Genomic DNA, 15460 nt, shown 5'->3' on the forward strand with positions numbered 1-15460 from the left:
CCGTAGTAAGGTTCGGCCGTCGTACGCGTGACCTGAAATGGTCCTGCCAAGACAAAGGGGGAACGAGCATGGGGGTCGTGCTGCCCGACGAGGCGGCGTGGGTGCTGGATCTCATCGGGGTCGAGTGGCCGAACGTCGACGAGGACGACTACCGGGACATGGCCGACGGGCTGCGTTCCTTCGCGTCGCAGATGCGGGCCGGCAAGGACGCCACGGCGAGCATCGTCCGGGAGTTCCTGGAGGGCAACGAGGGCATCGCGACCGCGGCCTTCCAGCAGCACTGGGGCAAGGTCAGCGACGTACACCTGGAACGGCTCGGGGAGGCCGCCGACCTCGGGGCGACCGCCCTGGACGGCGCCGCGATCGCCGTGGCCGGTGCCAAGGTGGCCGCCATCGTCCAACTCGGCATCCTCGCCGCCGAGATCATCGCCGCCCAGGCCGCCGCACCCTTCACGCTCGGCCTCTCCGAGGTCGGCGCGCTCGGTGCCACCCAGGCCACCCGGCTCATCGTGCGGCGGCTGCTGAAGGAGGCCGAGCGACTCCTCATGGAGGAGCTCATGTCCGTCGCCATGGGCCCGGTCTACTCCGCGCTCGGCAACATGGCCACCGACCTCGTCCTCCAGCTCGGCGCCAACGCCGTGGGCCTGCAGGACGGTTACAGCCCCGGCAAGACCCTGCACGCGGGCAGCGAGGGCCTCTCCGAGGGCCTGGACGCCGTCACCGGCACCACGGGCACCTTCGGCACCAAGGGAGGCGCCGCGTGAGCGACACCGTACGCAGCGACAAGGACCTCCACGACCGGCTCGCCGACCGCATCACCTCCCAGGCCGACGAGCACGAGTCCGGCGCCCGCCCCCACCTGCGCCGCAGCCGCGCCGGACTGAACCGCACCCGGGGCAAGGGCGCCCTCGCGGCGGCCGTCGAGACCGGGGCCGAGAAGATCCTCCGGGCCATCGAGGAGGCCGAGGACCAGCTCCACAAGCACCTCCAGGACGTGTCCAAGGGTGTGCGCGCCATGGGCGACAACCACGCGCGCAACGACAAGAACATCGAGACGATGCTCCAGAGCATCGTCAAGCGCTCCCGCGACCAGGACACGGTCCGCGACGGCGGCGGGATCGGCAAGGACCGGCCGGACACGACGAAGGACCCGCACACCGTCACCCTGGAGTGGAAGCCCGGGATGCCCAAGCAGGCCTTCGAGCGCAAGGCGCGGGCCCTTCAGCGGCTCGGCGAGGAGGGCAAGCTCTTCAAGTTCAAGGGCAGGACCTCGGATTATCGTGACTCGAAGATCACAGCGGACTACAAGGGCGCGCTGACCGCACTGATCCACAGGAACCACAAGGACGACCCCGACTTCGCCAAGGAGGCGGCGGAGGCCGCCCGTAAGATGGAGCCCGACCACACCAACGAACTCCAGACGGGTGGTCCGGACGCGTGGCGTAACCTGCGGATGCTCGACCGGTTCACGAACCAGGACATCGGCAACGCACAGATACGTCCACAGATCAAGGATCTTCCGGACGGCAATCCCATCAATATCGACATAAAATGGTGGCCAGATGACTAGCGCGAGCCCGGGGTCGTCCCGTCTGACCGCGACGGTGGACGCACTGCGGACGGCGCTGGCGGAAAGTCCTGACGTGCTCCCGTTCACGCTCGGCGGGACGATCGACGAGGAGACGGCCGCCGCCGCGGAGGCCGACGGTGTGCCGCGGGAGTTCCTGGACTTCTGCCGGGTGCTCGACGGCGCGAGCTGCGGGCCGTCCGTGCAGCTCTTCGGTCTGGACGAGGCGGAGGAGCACCAGTTCTACTGCGAGCCGGTGGTCGACTCCCCGTTGGACCTGTCCCCGCAGAAGCTGTTCTGTATCGGGATGACCAACCAGACGCCGGTCTTCCTCGATCGCGCGGGTGGCGCCGTCCTCGGTATCCCGGCCGAGCACTGGGAGTGGGTCGACGCGGAGCGCTTCGACCAGCTCGCGCCCAGCGTGGAGGCGTACTTCCTGGAGCGGCTGGCCACGTTCGACGAGTACAAGCGGTTGGCATTGGTCGACGACGAACTGGTGGAGTACGACGACTGGCTGAAACTGCTGCGCCGGGCCGGTCTCGCCGACTGATCCGCCCGCACGCTCACGAAGGGAAAACAGAGGACGCATGGCCACCCATGACGAGATGACGGAACTGTTCGGCGCGGACCGCGTGGTCACGCTGGACCGTGCCGTCGCCGAGGAGCGCGGACTGTCCGAGGCCGACGCCGAGGTGCTGTGCGAGGTCGGTGTCCCCGTCCTCGTCGACGTGCTGTTCACCCTCGACACCGCCGACGACGGACCCGATCCCTTCACTGTGGTGCCGGTGGCCGCGGGCGGCGAGGAGACCCACATCCTCGTCCTGGGCGGCCCCACCGACGACCCGGCGATGCGGTACTGCCTCGACATGGACCGCGGTTACGTCATCCTCATGTCCTTCGACGCGGAGCCGCGCGCCGAGATCGTGAACCGCACCCTGGCCGACCTCGTCGAGTTCCTGTACCGCTTCGCCCTGCGCACCAGGCACCTGGCACAGGCCGCCCCCCAGGACCGCGCTCCGTACACCGACAAGCTCGTCGAGTACCTCAAGGCCCGTGACCCGTACGCCTTCGCCCAGCCGGACAGCTGGTGGTCGATGGTCTACGAACAGGTCGGCTGACCCCTACCGGTGAGGCGTGCGCGGACCATTGACGCGCAAGGGGTTCGATTCTACGGTCCCGTCCGAAGCTCTGATCGGTGATCGGCATTTCGAACATCCCCCCACTCGCATCCTGCGAAGGAGCGTCACCGTGCGCCGCACCTCACTCCTCGCCGTCCCCGTGGCCTTCCTGCTGGCCCTGATCCCGGGCACGGCCTCCGCGTACCCCAACCCCGGAACCGTCACCGGTGCCACCACCATCCACGACCCGACGATGATCCGTACGTCGGCGGGGCGTTACCTGCTGTACGGCACCGGCGGCGGTCTCGGTCACCGCGCCTCCACCGACCGGATCGCGTTCACGGCAGGCGGCGACGCCTTCTCCGCCAAGCCCGGCTGGTGGTCGTCGTACGCCACCGAGGCCTGGGCGCCCGACATCTCCTACCAGGGCGGCAAGTACCTGATGTACTACGCCGTCTCGACCTTCGGGTCCAACAAGTCCGCCATCGGCCTCGCCACGTCGAGCACCGGCCTGCCCGGCTCCTGGAGCGACCAGGGCACCGTGTACACCTCCACCACCGCCAGCGACTACAACGCCATCGACCCGAACCTGTTCGTCGACGGCGACGGCAAGTGGTGGCTGTCCTTCGGCAGTTGGTGGACCGGCCTGAAGATGATCCAGATCAACCCGGCCACCGGCAAGCAGCTCTCCACCAACACCACCCGCTACTCGATCGCCTCCCGGCCGACCGGGACCAAGGCCGTCGAGGCGCCGTACGTCGTGAAGCGGAACGGCTACTACTACCTCTTCGCGTCCTACGACACCTGCTGCGCCGGCACCGGTTCGACCTACAAGGTCAAGGTCGGCCGCGCCACCAGCGTCACCGGGCCGTACGTCGACAGGAACGGCGTCTCGATGATGAACAACGGCGGCACCCCGGTCCTGGAGTCGCACGGCCGGTACATCGGCCCCGGCGGCCAGTCGATCATGAACGACTCCGACGGCGACCTGATCGTCTACCACTACTACGACGGCAACGACAACGGCACGCCCAAGCTCGGCATCAACCTCCTGAACTGGAGCAGCGGATGGCCCGTCGCCTACTGACCGGGCCGTCCGCTGCCCGTCAGCCGGCCTGGCCCATGCCGGCCGCGTTGGGCCAGCTCTGAGCGTTGGGCCACCCGGTGGCCGGTGCCTGGGACAGCTCCTGCGGAGCCCCGGGCGCCGGCGCCGTCATCCCCCGCACCTGCGCGGCGGTGAGCCCGCCACGGGCCGGTACCCCCGGCGGAGTCGGTCCGCCGGGCGGCGCGAAGGGCGCCGGAGGGGCCGGAGCGGGCGTCGGTATCGGGGCCGGGGCAGGCATCGGGGCCGGCGCCGGCATCTGGGCGGGCGTAGGCATCCCCGCCCCCATGGAAGCAACGCCACCCATGGGCCCGCCACTCATGGACCCGCCTCCCATGGACGCGCCCCCCATGGAGCCGCCTCCCATGGAAGCAGCCGCCGGCATGGGAGGCGCCGCGGCCACCGCCACCGGCTGGGCGACCGGCATCGGCATGCCGACGCTCCCGCCCCCGCCGACGGCCATCGCGGCGAGGTCCTGCAGACCCGCGCCGTTGGTCTGGCCGACCAGCCGGTCCACTGCCGCCGTACCCGAGCTGTAGCTGGTCCCTTGAGCGAGCTCGGGCACGGCGGCTCCCCTCCTGGTCCCGTAGAGCACCTGTTCCAGGCCGGACACCAGGCGACGCACGTCCACCTGGGGGCGCACCACGAGCCGCAGGAAGCGGCTGGACGAACCGATCTTGTTGCCGCACTCACGGACGAGGATGCGGTGCTCGGTGAGCATCCGGTCCCGGACCACGGTGCCCTCCGCGCCCACGGGCAGGCGCACGAACAGGAAGTTCCCCTGGGAGGGGTAGACGGTCAGGCCGGGCAGCTGGGCGAGCTGGCTCGCCATGTCGAGGCGGTCCCGGCGGACCTGGTGCAGGCTCTGCGCGTACTCGGCGCCGTGCTCCTTGAGCATGAACACCACGTACTCGGCGAAGGCGTTGAGGTTCCACTTCGGCAGCATCGAGCGCACCCGGCCGGCGAGGGCGGGGTTCGCGACCATGTAGCCGAAGCGGATGCCGTGCAGGCCGAAGTTCTTGCCGAGGCTGCGCAGGACGATGACGTTGGGCCGGATCATCGCCTCCTGGACGACGCTCGGCTCCTGCTCGGCGTCGGCGAACTCCAGGAAGGACTCGTCGATGACGATGAGGTCCAGGTCGGCCATGGCGTCCATGAACTGCACGAGCGCGTGCTTGTGGAGGAAGCCGCCGTCGGGGTTGTTCGGGTTGCAGATGACCGCGACCCGCGTGCCCCGGGTGCGTATGAACTCGGCGTACTGCGCGAGGTCCAGGGCGAATCCGCTGGACTCCTGGAGCGGGAACATGTCGACCCGCTTGCCGGTCTCCATCGGCTGGTCGGTCCAGCGGCCGAAGGTGGGGACCGGGATGGCGAGGGACTCGCGGACCAGCAGGTGGTCGATCCAGGTGATCAGTTCGGTCGAGCCGTTGCCCATCGCCACGGCCTGCGGGGGCAGTTGCAGCAGGTTGCAGAGTTCGGCGGTGATCGTGTCGGCGCTGCTGGGGTAGTAGGTGATGATGTCCTTCAGCCGCGCGGCCATGGTGTCCATCATCGCCGGGGTGGGGAAGTACGGATTGCAGGGGATACAGAAGTCCACCGGGCCGGTCCCGTCTCCGCCTTCGCGCGCCAGCGCCGCCATGGACGGGCTGTGCGCAGCCGTGCTGCGGAACAACGAGGTGACGTTGTCGGCCATCGAACCTCCGTATGGGGCGGACCCGGCGGGGACGACCGGGTCCGTCGTCATTGGGTGGCCCGCGCGGGGGAGCACGGGCCGCCCTTACATACGGATGCCTGCGTGGCACTGTTCAACGGGTGTGAAAGAAGTGTGAGTTCGGGAACCCCTACCCCGATCTCCGCATCTCCAAAGGTCAGGCGCCGAACGAGTGAATCGTCGTCGTCCGGTACGTCTGCCCCGGGCGCAGCACCGTCGAGGGGAACGACGGGTGGTTCGGCGAGTCCGGGAAGTGCTGGGTCTCCAGGCACAGGGCGTCGCCCTGACGGTAGGTGTGGCCGGAGGGGCCGACCAGCGTGCCGTCGAGGAAGTTGCCCGAGTAGAACTGCAGACCGGGCTCGTTGGTGGCGATCTTCAGGGTGCGGCCGGAGTGCGGGTCGCGCAGGCTCGCCACGTGCTCGGGCCTGGCCGTGATCCCCTTGTCGAGGACCCAGTTGTGGTCGAAGCCCTTGGCGGTGACCAGCTGGGGGTGCCCGGTGCGGATGTCCCGGCCGATCGCCTTGCCCTTGCGGAAGTCGAAGGGGGTGCCCGCGACCTTCGCCAGCTCACCGGTGGGGATCAGACCCGAGTCGGTGGGCGTGTAGCGGGAGGCGGCGATGCGCAGCTCGTGGTCCTCGATGGTGCCGGTGCCCTCGCCGCCGAGGTTCCAGTACACGTGGCTGGTCAGGTTGACCACGGTCGCCTTGTCGGTGGTGGCCGCGTAGTCGATCCGCCACTCGCCGTGCCGGGTGAGGGTGTACGTCACCTTCACCTTGAGGGTGCCCGGGTAGCCCATCTCGCCGTCGACCGAGGTGTAGTACAGGTGCAGTCCGACGTCCGAGCCCTTGGTGAACGGCTCGACGTCCCACACCCGCTTGTCGAAGCCCTGGCTGCCGCCGTGGAGGCTGTTGTCGCCGTCGTTGACGGAGAGCTGGTAGCTCTTGCCGTCGAGGGTGAACTGGCCCTTGGCGATGCGGTTGCCGTAACGCCCGATCAGCGCGCCGAAGTACGGCGTCTTGGCGACGTAGTCCTCGATGTTGTCGAAGCCCGCCGAGACGTTCGCGTAGTGGCCCCTGCGGTCCGGGATCTCGAGGGACTGCACGACACCGCCCCAGGACAGGACCTTCATCCGCGTGCCGCCGTTGGCCAGCGACCAGATGTGGACCTTCGTGCCGTCGGCGAGGGTGCCGAAGAGCTTCTTGGTCGGCTTCCTGCTGCCGGCCGCCTCAGCGGTGCCCCCGAGCGTCGTCGCGGCGATTCCCGCGGCCGCGGCACCGGCGATGACCGTTCGTCTGTTCAGTTCCATCTAGCGGCTCCTGTGAAGGAAGCGGGCCCCGCCGGTTGTTCCGACGGGGCCCGAGATGACTTACGAACCGGACTTGCGCTTGTTCCACACGTCGAACCCGACCGCGGCCAGCAGGGCGAGGCCCTTGATGACCTGTTGCCAGTCGGTGCCGACGCTGAGGAGGTTCATGCCGTTGTTCAGCACACCGAGGACGAGACCACCGATGATCGCGCCGAGGACGGTTCCCACACCGCCGCTCATGGACGCGCCACCGATGAACGACGAGGCGATCGCCTCGAGTTCGAAGTTCAGGCCCGCCTTCGGGGAGGCCGCGTTCAGGCGGGAGGCGACGACCAGACCCGCCAGGGCCGCGAGCACGCCCATGTTCAGGAAGACAAGGAAGGTGACCTTCCTGTCCTTGACGCCGGACAGCTTCGCGGCCGGCAGGTTGCCGCCGATCGCGTAGATGTGCCGGCCGAAGACCGCGTTGCGCATGACGTAGCCGTAGCCGACCACCAGGACACCGAGGACGATCAGGATGATCGGGGCGCCCTTGTAGCTGGCGAGCAGCAGGGTCAGCGTGAGGATCGCGGCGGCGATGGCGACGAGCTTGAGCAGGAAGAGGTTGGTGGGCGCGACCTCCAGGGAGAACTCCTGCTGCCGCTTGCGGTCGCGCACCTCCTGCCACACCACCGACGCCAGCAGGACGATGCCCAGCAGCAGGGTGAGGTTGTGGTAGTTGGTGTGCGGACCGACCTCCGGCAGGAAGCCGTTGCCCATCTTCTGCATGCCGTCGGGGAACGGGCCGAGGGTCTGGCCCTTGAGGAACATCTCCGTCAGACCGCGGAAGATCAGCATGCCCGCGAGGGTGACGATGAAGGAGGGTATGCCGAAGTAGGCGATCAGGTAGCCCTGCGCGGCGCCGGCGACCGCGCCGATGGCCAGGCAGAGCACCAGGGCCAGGGGCCACGCCACACCGTGCTGCACGGTCAGTACGGCCGCGAAGGCGCCGACGAACGCCGTCAGTGAACCGACCGACAGGTCGATGTGACCCGCGATGATCACCAGCATCATGCCGATCGCGAGGATCAGGATGTAGCTGTTCTGCAGGACCAGGTTGGACACGTTGCGCGGCAGGAGCAGGTCGCCGTCCGTCCACACCTGGAACAGCACGACGAGCAGGCCCAGCGCGATCAGCATGCCGTACTGGCGCATGTTGCGGCGCAGTCCGTTCAGCACCAGGTGCAGCAGGCCCTCTCCCGAGGACGAGCCCTTGCCCTTGCCCGGCGGCGCCGCGGCCGGGACCTTGTCCGTCACGTCGGTGCTCATCGCGTTACCTCTTTGTCCTTCGTCATCTGGCGCATCAGCACTTCCTGCGTGGCCTCGGTCCGCGAGAACTCGCCCGTGAGCCGTCCCGCGGCCATGGTGTAGATGCGGTCGCACATGCCGAGCAGTTCGGGCAGCTCGGAGGAGATGAAGACGACCGCCTTGCCCTGGGCGGCCAGCTGGTCGATGACCGTGTAGATCTCGAACTTGGCGCCGACGTCGATGCCGCGCGTGGGTTCGTCCAGGATCAGCACCTCGGGACCCGTGAAGATCCACTTGCTGAGGACGACCTTCTGCTGGTTGCCGCCGGACAGCTTGCCCACCGGCTCGAAGACGGTCGGCGCCTTGATGTTCATGGACTTGCGGAAGCCCTCGGCGACCTTCCGCTCCTCCTGCTCGTCGACCACGCCCCGCTTGGCGACCTTCTTCAGCGCGGTGAGCGAGATGTTCCGGTTGATGGTGTCGATGAGGTTGAGGCCGTAGTGCTTGCGGTCCTCGGTGACGTAGGCGATGCCGTGCGCGACCGCCTCGGAGACGGTCTTGGTACGGATCTCCTGGCCGTCCTTGAGGACCGTGCCGGCCGCGTGCCGGCCGTAGGTGCGGCCGAACACGCTCATCGCGAGTTCGGTGCGGCCCGCGCCCATCAGGCCCGCGATGCCGACGATCTCACCGCGTCTGACGTTGATCGACACGTCGTCGACCACCTTGCGCTGCTGGTCGATCGGGTGGTGGACGGTCCAGTCCCGGATCTCCAGCGCGGGTGCCGAGCCCACTTCGCCCTCGTAGTGCGTGCGTTCGGGGAAGCGGTGGTCGAGGTCGCGGCCCACCATGCCGGAGATGATCCGGTCCTCGGTGGTGTCCTTCGCCTTCACGTCGAGCGTCTCGATGGTCCGCCCGTCGCGCAGGATCGTCACCGAGTCGGCGACCTTGCGGATCTCGTTGAGCTTGTGGGAGATGATGATCGAGGTGATGCCCTGGTTCTTCAACTCAAGGATCAGGTCGAGGAGTTTGTCGCTGTCCTCGTCGTTCAGAGCCGCCGTCGGCTCGTCCAGGATGAGCAGCTTCACCTTCTTCGACAGCGCCTTCGCGATCTCCACCAGCTGCTGCTTGCCCACGCCGATGTCGGCGACCCGGGTCTCGGGGTGGTCGTCGAGACCGACCCGGCGCAGCAACTGGCTGGCGTGCCGCAGGGTTTCCCGCCAGTCGATGAACCCGCCCTTGGCGTGCTCGTTGCCGAGGAAGATGTTCTCCGCGAGGGAGAGGTACGGCGACAGCGCCAGCTCCTGGTGGATGATGACGATGCCGTGCTGCTCGCTGGCCCGGATGTCCTTGAAGGAGCAGAGCTCCCCCTCGAAGAGGATGTCCCCCTCGTAGGTGCCGTGCGGATGGACGCCGGAGAGCACCTTCATCAAGGTGGACTTCCCGGCGCCGTTCTCGCCGCAGATGGCATGGACCTCGCCCTGGCGGACGGTCAGAGTGACGTCCGACAGCGCCTTGACGCCGGGAAAGGTCTTGACGATCGAGCGCATTTCCAGGACGGGTCCCGCCATGGTCGTGCCTTCCAATCAGTAGGTGACGGCGCTTACTTGAGCTGGTCGGCCGTGTAGTAGCCGCCGTCGACCAGGACCTTCTCGTAGTTGGACTTGTCGACGCTCACCGGCTGCAGCAGGTAGGCGGGGACGACCTTGGTGCCGTTGTCGTACGACTTGGTGTCGTTGATCTCGGGCTTCTTGCCGTTGAGGGAGGAGTCGACCATCTCGGTGGCGACCTGGGCGAGCTTGCGCAGGTCCTTGTAGACCGTCTGCGACTGCTGTCCGGAGATGATCGACTTCACCGAGGCCAGCTCGGCGTCCTGGCCGGTGATCACCGGCAGCGGCTTCGCCTTGGTGCCGTAGCCGTCCGACTTCAGCGCGGCGAGGATGCCGATGGAGATGCCGTCGTAGGGCGAGAGCACCGCGTCGACCCGGCCGCTCGTGTACGAGGAGGTGAGCATGTCCTCCATGCGCTTCTGGGCGGTGGCGCCGTCCCAGCGCAGGGTGGTGACCTGGGTGAGCTTGGTCTGGCCGGACTTGACGACCAGCTTCTTGCTGTCGATGTACGGCTGGAGCACGCTCATCGCGCCGTTGAAGAAGTACCGGGTGTTGTTGTCGTCGTTGGAGCCGGCGAACAGCTCGATGTTGAAGGGGCCCTTGCCGCTCTCCAGACCCAGCTTGTCGACGATGTACTGGCCCTGGAGCTTGCCGACCTTCTCGTTGTCGAAGGACGCGTAGTAGTCGACGTTCTTCGTGCCGAGGATCAGGCGGTCGTAGGAGATGACCGGGATCTTGGCGTCGGCGGCCTGCTGGAGGACGTTGTTCAGGGACTTGTTGTCGATGGCCGCGATGACCAGCGCCTTGACGCCCTGGGTGATCAGGTTCTCGATCTGGGAGACCTGCTGGTCGGGGTCGTCCTCGCCGAAGACCAGCTTGGTCTTGTAGCCCTTGGCCTTGAGGTCCTTCTCGACGTTGGCGCCGTCGGTGATCCAGCGCTCGGAGGACTTGGTCGGCATCGCGATGCCGATGGTGCCGCCCTTGGCGCTTCCGGTCTTCTCGTCGCTGCCACCCTCGCTGCTCTGGCCACAGGCGCTGAGGGTGAGGGCGAGGGAGGCGGCGCCGGCTATGGCGGTGAGTGCGGCTCGACGAGTACGCATGATCATCATCCTTGATGTCGGGACGGGCTCGGTCTGGTGGCGAGAGACGCTCTGGCAAGGAGGTGCGGGCTCGGACCGAGAAGAGGTGTGTGGGATTGTGTGTGACTGCGTCTGCTTTTGTGAAGGGAGTTCGCCCGAAACGTTATGAGGGTGTTTCGAAACGCCTCAGCGCACCCGGCAGCCGTGAGCCGAGCGGCGCCATGTCGCCGTCCGCCCCGTGCCGCGCGAGCAGATCCAGGGCGAGCCGTCCCCGACGCACCCGTTCCCGGGCCGTGTTGAGGGTCAGGTCACGCAGGTGGTGCCCGTACGGGTAGATCCCGGGGGCCTTGGACAGGCCGAACTTCAGGTACAACGGCGCGCCGCGCCGGATGAGTTCGGCGACCTCGTACATGCGCACATAGCCGCCGAGATCGTCGGGTGCCTCGATGTACATGTCCATCGGAGCGGCCGACACCCGCCGGATCTCGGTGAGGTGATCGAGCGTCAGATCGCTGGGCACGTTGATGGAGTCGGCGCCCAGGTTCTCGTAGACCGCGTACGCGGCCGGGTTGACCGGACCGACGAGCGCGCTCAACTTCAGTGTGGTGTCGGCGGGGATGATCCCGGCGACCCGTGCCCGGTGCAGCGTCCACAGCACGCCCTCGTCGGCCACGAGCAGGCACTTGACGCCCAACTCCGTTGCCCGGACGGCGTCTTCGACGCAACCGGCCACCGCGTCGTGGCCGCGGGCCCGCAGGCCCCCGCCGCGCGAGTCGCTGCGCACGGAGCCGCCGATGTCCCAGGTGCCGCGCGGACCGGTGAACAGGCAGAGCTCGATGTCCCGCTCGTTCGTGGCGTCGACCATCTCGGTGATCTCGGCGTCGGTCAGCATCCAGACACCGCTGCCCTGGCTGATCCGGTGGATCGGCACGTCGAGCCGCGAGGCTTCCTTCAGGACGACGGCCAGCGCCTCCGGACCCTCGCACGAGGGGATCTCGGTGCGCCAGCGGCCGCCGCCGGGGAAGGTGTGCGGTGAGGCGTCGGCGGGGTCGAGGGCGGGCGCGCCCAGACCGAGCGCGGTGAGCGCCTGCTCACCGGGTCGGCGGGCCGCCGGGGCGGAAGCGTCGGTCGTCACAAGCTGTCCTTCGTGTTCGATATGTCGGACGAGGTTCGCGGCTCAAGTCGTGCGGGGCTTGGGTGTACGCCGGTACGGGGTGGTCAGGTCACCCCGTACCGGCGCACGTCTAGGGGCGGAGCAGCACCTTCCCGACCTTCGGATCACCGGACCCGACCAGTTCGATCGCCTCCGGGAACCCGTCGAGCGGCAGCTCGTGGGTGACCAGCGGCAGCGGATCGAGCAGACCGGCCCCGAAGACCCGCACCGTGTGCGCCCAGGCGTCCGGCGGGGCCCCGAAGACGGTGTGCACCTCCAGCTGCCGTACGACCAGGTCCGTGGGGTCGAGACCGTCGGCGCCCGGCGCCGGGATGCCCGTCAGGACCAGACGCCCGCCCCGCCGGAGCAGGGAGGCGGCGGTGGTCGCCGCGGACGCGGACCCGGCGGTCTCGATGACGACGTCGAAGTCGTCCGGGAGCTCCTGGGCCCTGGTGCGGAAGTCCGTGGCACCGAAAGCTTTCGAAAGCTCCGCCCGGTCGGGCCGGGTCCCTACCACGAGCAGCTCGGCGGGGGAGTTGGCCTTCAGGAACTGAACGGCGAACATCCCGAGCGTTCCGGTCCCCACCACGGCCACCCGCTCGCCCGGCAGGGCGTTCGCCTTGATCGCGGCGGCCGCGATACAGGCGGCCGGCTCCAGCAGGGCCGCGGCCGTCAGGTCGGCGTCGTCCGGCAGCACGTGCAGCAGCCGGGCGGGCAGGGTGAGCGTGGTGGCCATCGCACCCGGCTGGGTGAACCCGGTCTCCTCGTACCCGGCCGTGCACAGGGTCGTCTCACCCGCGTGACACCGGTCGCACACCTGGCAGTTGCGGAAGCCCTCGCCGACGACCTTGCGGCCGACAAGAGTTGAAGGCACATCCGCCCCGACCGCCTCCACCGTCCCGGACCACTCGTGGCCCGGTGTGAGGGGATAACGCACGTATCCCTCGGGCCGGTTGCCCTGGTATACCTCGCGGTCGCTGCCGCAGATGCCGACCGCGTGGACGCGCACCAGCGCCTCGCCGGCCCCGGGCTCACGAGGGGCGTGCGCGTCGAGCCGGTGCTCGCCGGGCCCCTCGATGACGACCTGCGTGCTCACTTCGTGCCCTTGGGCTTGCGCTGCTCCCAGCCCTCGGCCCACAGGTCGAACCGGGCCTGCTGCTGCGGGAACTCGGCGGCCGCGTCGACGTCCAGCTCGACACCGAGCCCCGGGGCGTCGGAGAGGTGGAAGTAGCCGTCCACGACCTGCGGGGCGCCCTTGACGACCTTCTTGATCTCCGCGTCGGCGAAGTCGTTGAAGTGCTCGAGGATCTTGAAGTTGGGGGAGGTGAAACCGACCTGCAGGGAGGCGGCGGTCAGCACCGGGCCGCCGACGTTGTGCGGGGCGACCAGCATGTAGTGGGTCTCGGCGGTGGCGGCCAGCTTGCGCGTCTCCCAGATGCCGCCGATGTGGCCGACGTCGGGCTGGATGATGTCCACGGCCTGGCTCTCGAAGAGCTCGCGGAACTCGATGCGGTCGTGGATGCGCTCACCGGTGGCGACCGGGATGTCGACCTTGGCGGCGACCTTCTCCAGCGCCTTCAGGTTCTCCGGGGGCACCGGCTCCTCCAGCCACGCGGGCTTGAAGGGCGCGAGGTCCTTGGCCAGCCGGACGGCGGTGGACGGCGAGAAGCGGCCGTGCATCTCCAGCATCAGCTCGGCGTCGGGGCCGATGGCGTCACGGACGGCCTCGATGAGGGAGACGGCGTACAGGCTCTGCTCGTGGTCGAGCTCGAAGTGGCCGGTGCCGAAGGGGTCGATCTTGAGCGCCTTGTACCCGCGCTCCATGACCGCCTGCGCGGCCTTGTGGTACGCCTCGGGGGTCCGCTCGGTGGTGTACCAGCCGTTGGCGTACGCCTTGACCTTGTCGGTGACCTTGCCGCCCAGAAGCTGCCAGACCGGCACGCCGAGGGCCTTGCCCTTGATGTCCCAGCAGGCCATCTCGATGACGGCGATACCGGACATGACGATCTCGCCGGCCCGACCGTAGTCGCCGTACTTCATCCTCTTGACGAGGTCCTCGACAGCGAACGGGTCGGAGCCGAGAATGTGATTGGCCTCGGCCTCCCGCAGGTAGCCGATCAGCGCGTCGGTGTGTCCGAGCATCCGGGTCTCGCCGACTCCGGTGATGCCTTCGTCGGTGTGCACCTGGACGTAGGTCAGGTTGCGCCACGGCGTCCCGACCACGTGTGTGCTGATTCCGGTGATGCGCACGGCGGTTGCCCCTCGTTGCTTCGTCGGCTCAGTGACGTCTGTTCGAAATTTCGTCACACGTTCGAAATGCTGACGTGACAGTAGGGAGGGGGTGGCGGGAGTGTCAATGGGTCGAACGCATAACGGTTTCGACACTGCTTTCGACACGGCTTTCGGCGTCGGTTTCGGGGAGATCGGGAAGGATGCCCGAACGGTCCCTGGCAGACCCCTCAACTCGCCGCGCCCGAACGGGTAGTTCGACACACAACCTTCACAGGCGTGACTATGAAAGCCAGGTGAGAGGAACTTAGTCTTCCCGCGTCATGGACTACTGCGACCCGTGCCGACGGCACCTCAACGGCGCCCTCGCCTGCCCGGGGTGCGGCACCTCGATCGAAGAGCTGCGCGCGTACACCCCCCGCGTCCCGGCCCAGGCCCAGTCGCAGGACCCTCCGATGACTCCCGCGTACGCGACGTACGGGGCCGAGGGGCAGTACGGCGGCACCGCGGGCGCGCTCGCGGGCCACGAGGCGCCGCCGCACGGGGGAGGGGTCCCGGACCCCGCCCGGTACGGCACGGGCGTCCAGGGCGCCACGGAGTACGGCGGCGAGCCGCAGGGAGCGTACGGCGGGGAGGGCGGACCGTACGGCGCGGGCGTCGGAAACGGTGCGGCCTACGGCGGCGACCCCCAGGGGGCGTACGGCGGGGGCGGCCACGAGGGCGCCCCGCGCGCGAGCGATTCCCTGGGAGCCGGTTCGGCGGAGGCCGCCGCGGCCTACGGCTCGCCCGGCCCCGGCCCGGACGCGGGCTCGGAGGCCGACTCCGGTCCCCGTGCCGGCGCCGACGCGAGCGACAGCACCGCCGAGGAGGCCGGCCGGCCGGTCGGCGGCCGAGCGTCACGGCGGCGCGCCAAAGGGCGCGGTGGCCGCGGTGCCGAGGCCGCGGAGCACCTCGCGGAACCCGAGGACACGCACGACGAGGAGTACGACGACGGGGACGACTCCGACGACCCCGCCGACGGAGCAAGTCGTCGCGATCGCAAAGCGGCGGCGCACCGTCGGCGTCGCCGCCGGACCCTGCTGATCGCCGCCGGCTTCGTGCTCGCGGCCGGCGGTCTGAGCCTCGCGGAGCTGGGCATGGACGCCCCGGGCTCCGCCCCCAAGCCCGCCGCGGCGGGCGGCGAGTCGGCCGAGGGCGGCGCCTCGCCGGAGGCGAGCACGTCGGCCCCGACGGAGGCCGGCTCCGACGGAACCGTCCCCTCCGGCTCACCCTCCCCGTCGGCCTCCGCGTCTCCCTCGCCC

At 68.9% G+C, this 15460-nt stretch carries 13 protein-coding genes and 1 pseudogene; 6 read left to right on the forward strand and 8 right to left on the reverse strand.

The genetic code is table 11. The features are described 5' to 3' along the window. The first annotated feature begins 68 nt into the window (after nt 1-68). The 5 genes from EHS43_RS19240 (at nt 69) to EHS43_RS19260 (ending at nt 3772) form a co-directional block, all read left to right on the forward strand. Nucleotides 69-764 (forward strand): hypothetical protein, encoded by a 696-nt coding sequence (locus EHS43_RS19240; RefSeq protein WP_125192007.1) that lies wholly within the window; start codon nt 69-71, stop codon nt 762-764. Further along, complete coding sequence (locus EHS43_RS19245; RefSeq protein WP_125192008.1) at nt 761-1570, forward strand: hypothetical protein; 810 nt, start codon at nt 761-763, stop codon at nt 1568-1570. Before EHS43_RS19240 ends, EHS43_RS19245 begins: the two co-directional genes overlap by 4 nt. After that, a complete protein-coding gene (locus EHS43_RS19250; RefSeq protein WP_260470611.1) occupies nt 1563-2117 on the forward strand; it encodes a hypothetical protein in 555 nt (184 codons plus the stop codon). The genes EHS43_RS19245 and EHS43_RS19250 overlap by 8 nt, the downstream gene beginning before the upstream one ends. Before the next feature lie 37 nt (nt 2118-2154). Then, nucleotides 2155-2685: an SUKH-4 family immunity protein gene (locus EHS43_RS19255; RefSeq protein WP_125192009.1), complete on the forward strand. Its 531-nt coding sequence runs from the start codon at nt 2155-2157 to the stop codon at nt 2683-2685. Between the two features lie 130 nt (nt 2686-2815). Continuing rightward, nucleotides 2816-3772, forward strand: a complete 957-nt coding sequence (locus tag EHS43_RS19260; protein WP_125192010.1) for an arabinan endo-1,5-alpha-L-arabinosidase — start codon at nt 2816-2818, stop codon at nt 3770-3772. Between the two features lie 19 nt (nt 3773-3791). Here EHS43_RS19260 and EHS43_RS19265 read toward each other — a convergent pair whose 3' ends face one another. The 8 genes from EHS43_RS19265 to EHS43_RS19300 form a co-directional block, all read right to left on the reverse strand. Then, nucleotides 3792-5480 carry a histidinol-phosphate transaminase gene (locus EHS43_RS19265; RefSeq protein ID WP_125192011.1) on the reverse strand — a complete coding sequence of 563 codons (1689 nt, stop codon included), beginning with the start codon at nt 5478-5480 and terminating at the stop codon, nt 3792-3794. Nucleotides 5481-5655: 175 nt separating this feature from the next. After that, complete coding sequence (locus tag EHS43_RS19270; RefSeq protein ID WP_125192012.1) at nt 5656-6804, reverse strand: aldose epimerase family protein; 1149 nt, start codon at nt 6802-6804, stop codon at nt 5656-5658. A 60-nt stretch (nt 6805-6864) separates the two neighbouring features. Beyond that, nucleotides 6865-8112, reverse strand: a complete 1248-nt coding sequence (mmsB, locus tag EHS43_RS19275) for a multiple monosaccharide ABC transporter permease (RefSeq protein ID WP_125192013.1) — start codon at nt 8110-8112, stop codon at nt 6865-6867. Then, nucleotides 8109-9659: a multiple monosaccharide ABC transporter ATP-binding protein gene (gene mmsA, locus EHS43_RS19280; protein ID WP_125192014.1), complete on the reverse strand. Its 1551-nt coding sequence runs from the start codon at nt 9657-9659 to the stop codon at nt 8109-8111. Before mmsA ends, mmsB begins: the two co-directional genes overlap by 4 nt. Before the next feature lie 32 nt (nt 9660-9691). Beyond that, complete coding sequence (gene chvE, locus EHS43_RS19285; protein ID WP_125192015.1) at nt 9692-10798, reverse strand: multiple monosaccharide ABC transporter substrate-binding protein; 1107 nt, start codon at nt 10796-10798, stop codon at nt 9692-9694. A gap of 142 nt (nt 10799-10940) precedes the next feature. Further along, on the reverse strand, nt 10941-11912 hold the full coding sequence (locus tag EHS43_RS19290; protein WP_125192016.1) for a hypothetical protein: 972 nt from the start codon (nt 11910-11912) through the stop codon (nt 10941-10943). Nucleotides 11913-12021: 109 nt separating this feature from the next. After that, nucleotides 12022-13026, reverse strand: a complete 1005-nt coding sequence (locus tag EHS43_RS19295; protein WP_125192017.1) for a zinc-binding dehydrogenase — start codon at nt 13024-13026, stop codon at nt 12022-12024. After that, nucleotides 13023-14180: a mandelate racemase/muconate lactonizing enzyme family protein gene (locus tag EHS43_RS19300; RefSeq protein WP_125192018.1), complete on the reverse strand. Its 1158-nt coding sequence runs from the start codon at nt 14178-14180 to the stop codon at nt 13023-13025. Before EHS43_RS19300 ends, EHS43_RS19295 begins: the two co-directional genes overlap by 4 nt. A gap of 722 nt (nt 14181-14902) precedes the next feature. Here EHS43_RS19300 and EHS43_RS47855 point away from each other — a divergent pair. Then, nucleotides 14903-15460 (forward strand): annotated as a pseudogene (locus EHS43_RS47855) (hypothetical protein); the annotation flags it as partial.

Source organism: Streptomyces sp. RP5T (assembly GCF_003933965.1).
GTDB lineage: Bacteria > Actinomycetota > Actinomycetes > Streptomycetales > Streptomycetaceae > Streptomyces.

Coding starts and splice junctions, on each gene's coding strand:
- EHS43_RS19265 (WP_125192011.1), bottom strand. CDS start 5,480: ATGGCCGACAACGTCACCTCGTTGTTCCGCAGCACGGCTGCGCACAGC.
- EHS43_RS19270 (WP_125192012.1), bottom strand. CDS start 6,804: ATGGAACTGAACAGACGAACGGTCATCGCCGGTGCCGCGGCCGCGGGA.
- mmsA (WP_125192014.1), bottom strand. CDS start 9,659: ATGGCGGGACCCGTCCTGGAAATGCGCTCGATCGTCAAGACCTTTCCC.
- EHS43_RS19255 (WP_125192009.1), top strand. CDS start 2,155: ATGGCCACCCATGACGAGATGACGGAACTGTTCGGCGCGGACCGCGTG.
- chvE (WP_125192015.1), bottom strand. CDS start 10,798: ATGCGTACTCGTCGAGCCGCACTCACCGCCATAGCCGGCGCCGCCTCC.
- EHS43_RS19250 (WP_260470611.1), top strand. CDS start 1,563: ATGACTAGCGCGAGCCCGGGGTCGTCCCGTCTGACCGCGACGGTGGAC.
- mmsB (WP_125192013.1), bottom strand. CDS start 8,112: ATGAGCACCGACGTGACGGACAAGGTCCCGGCCGCGGCGCCGCCGGGC.
- EHS43_RS19240 (WP_125192007.1), top strand. CDS start 69: ATGGGGGTCGTGCTGCCCGACGAGGCGGCGTGGGTGCTGGATCTCATC.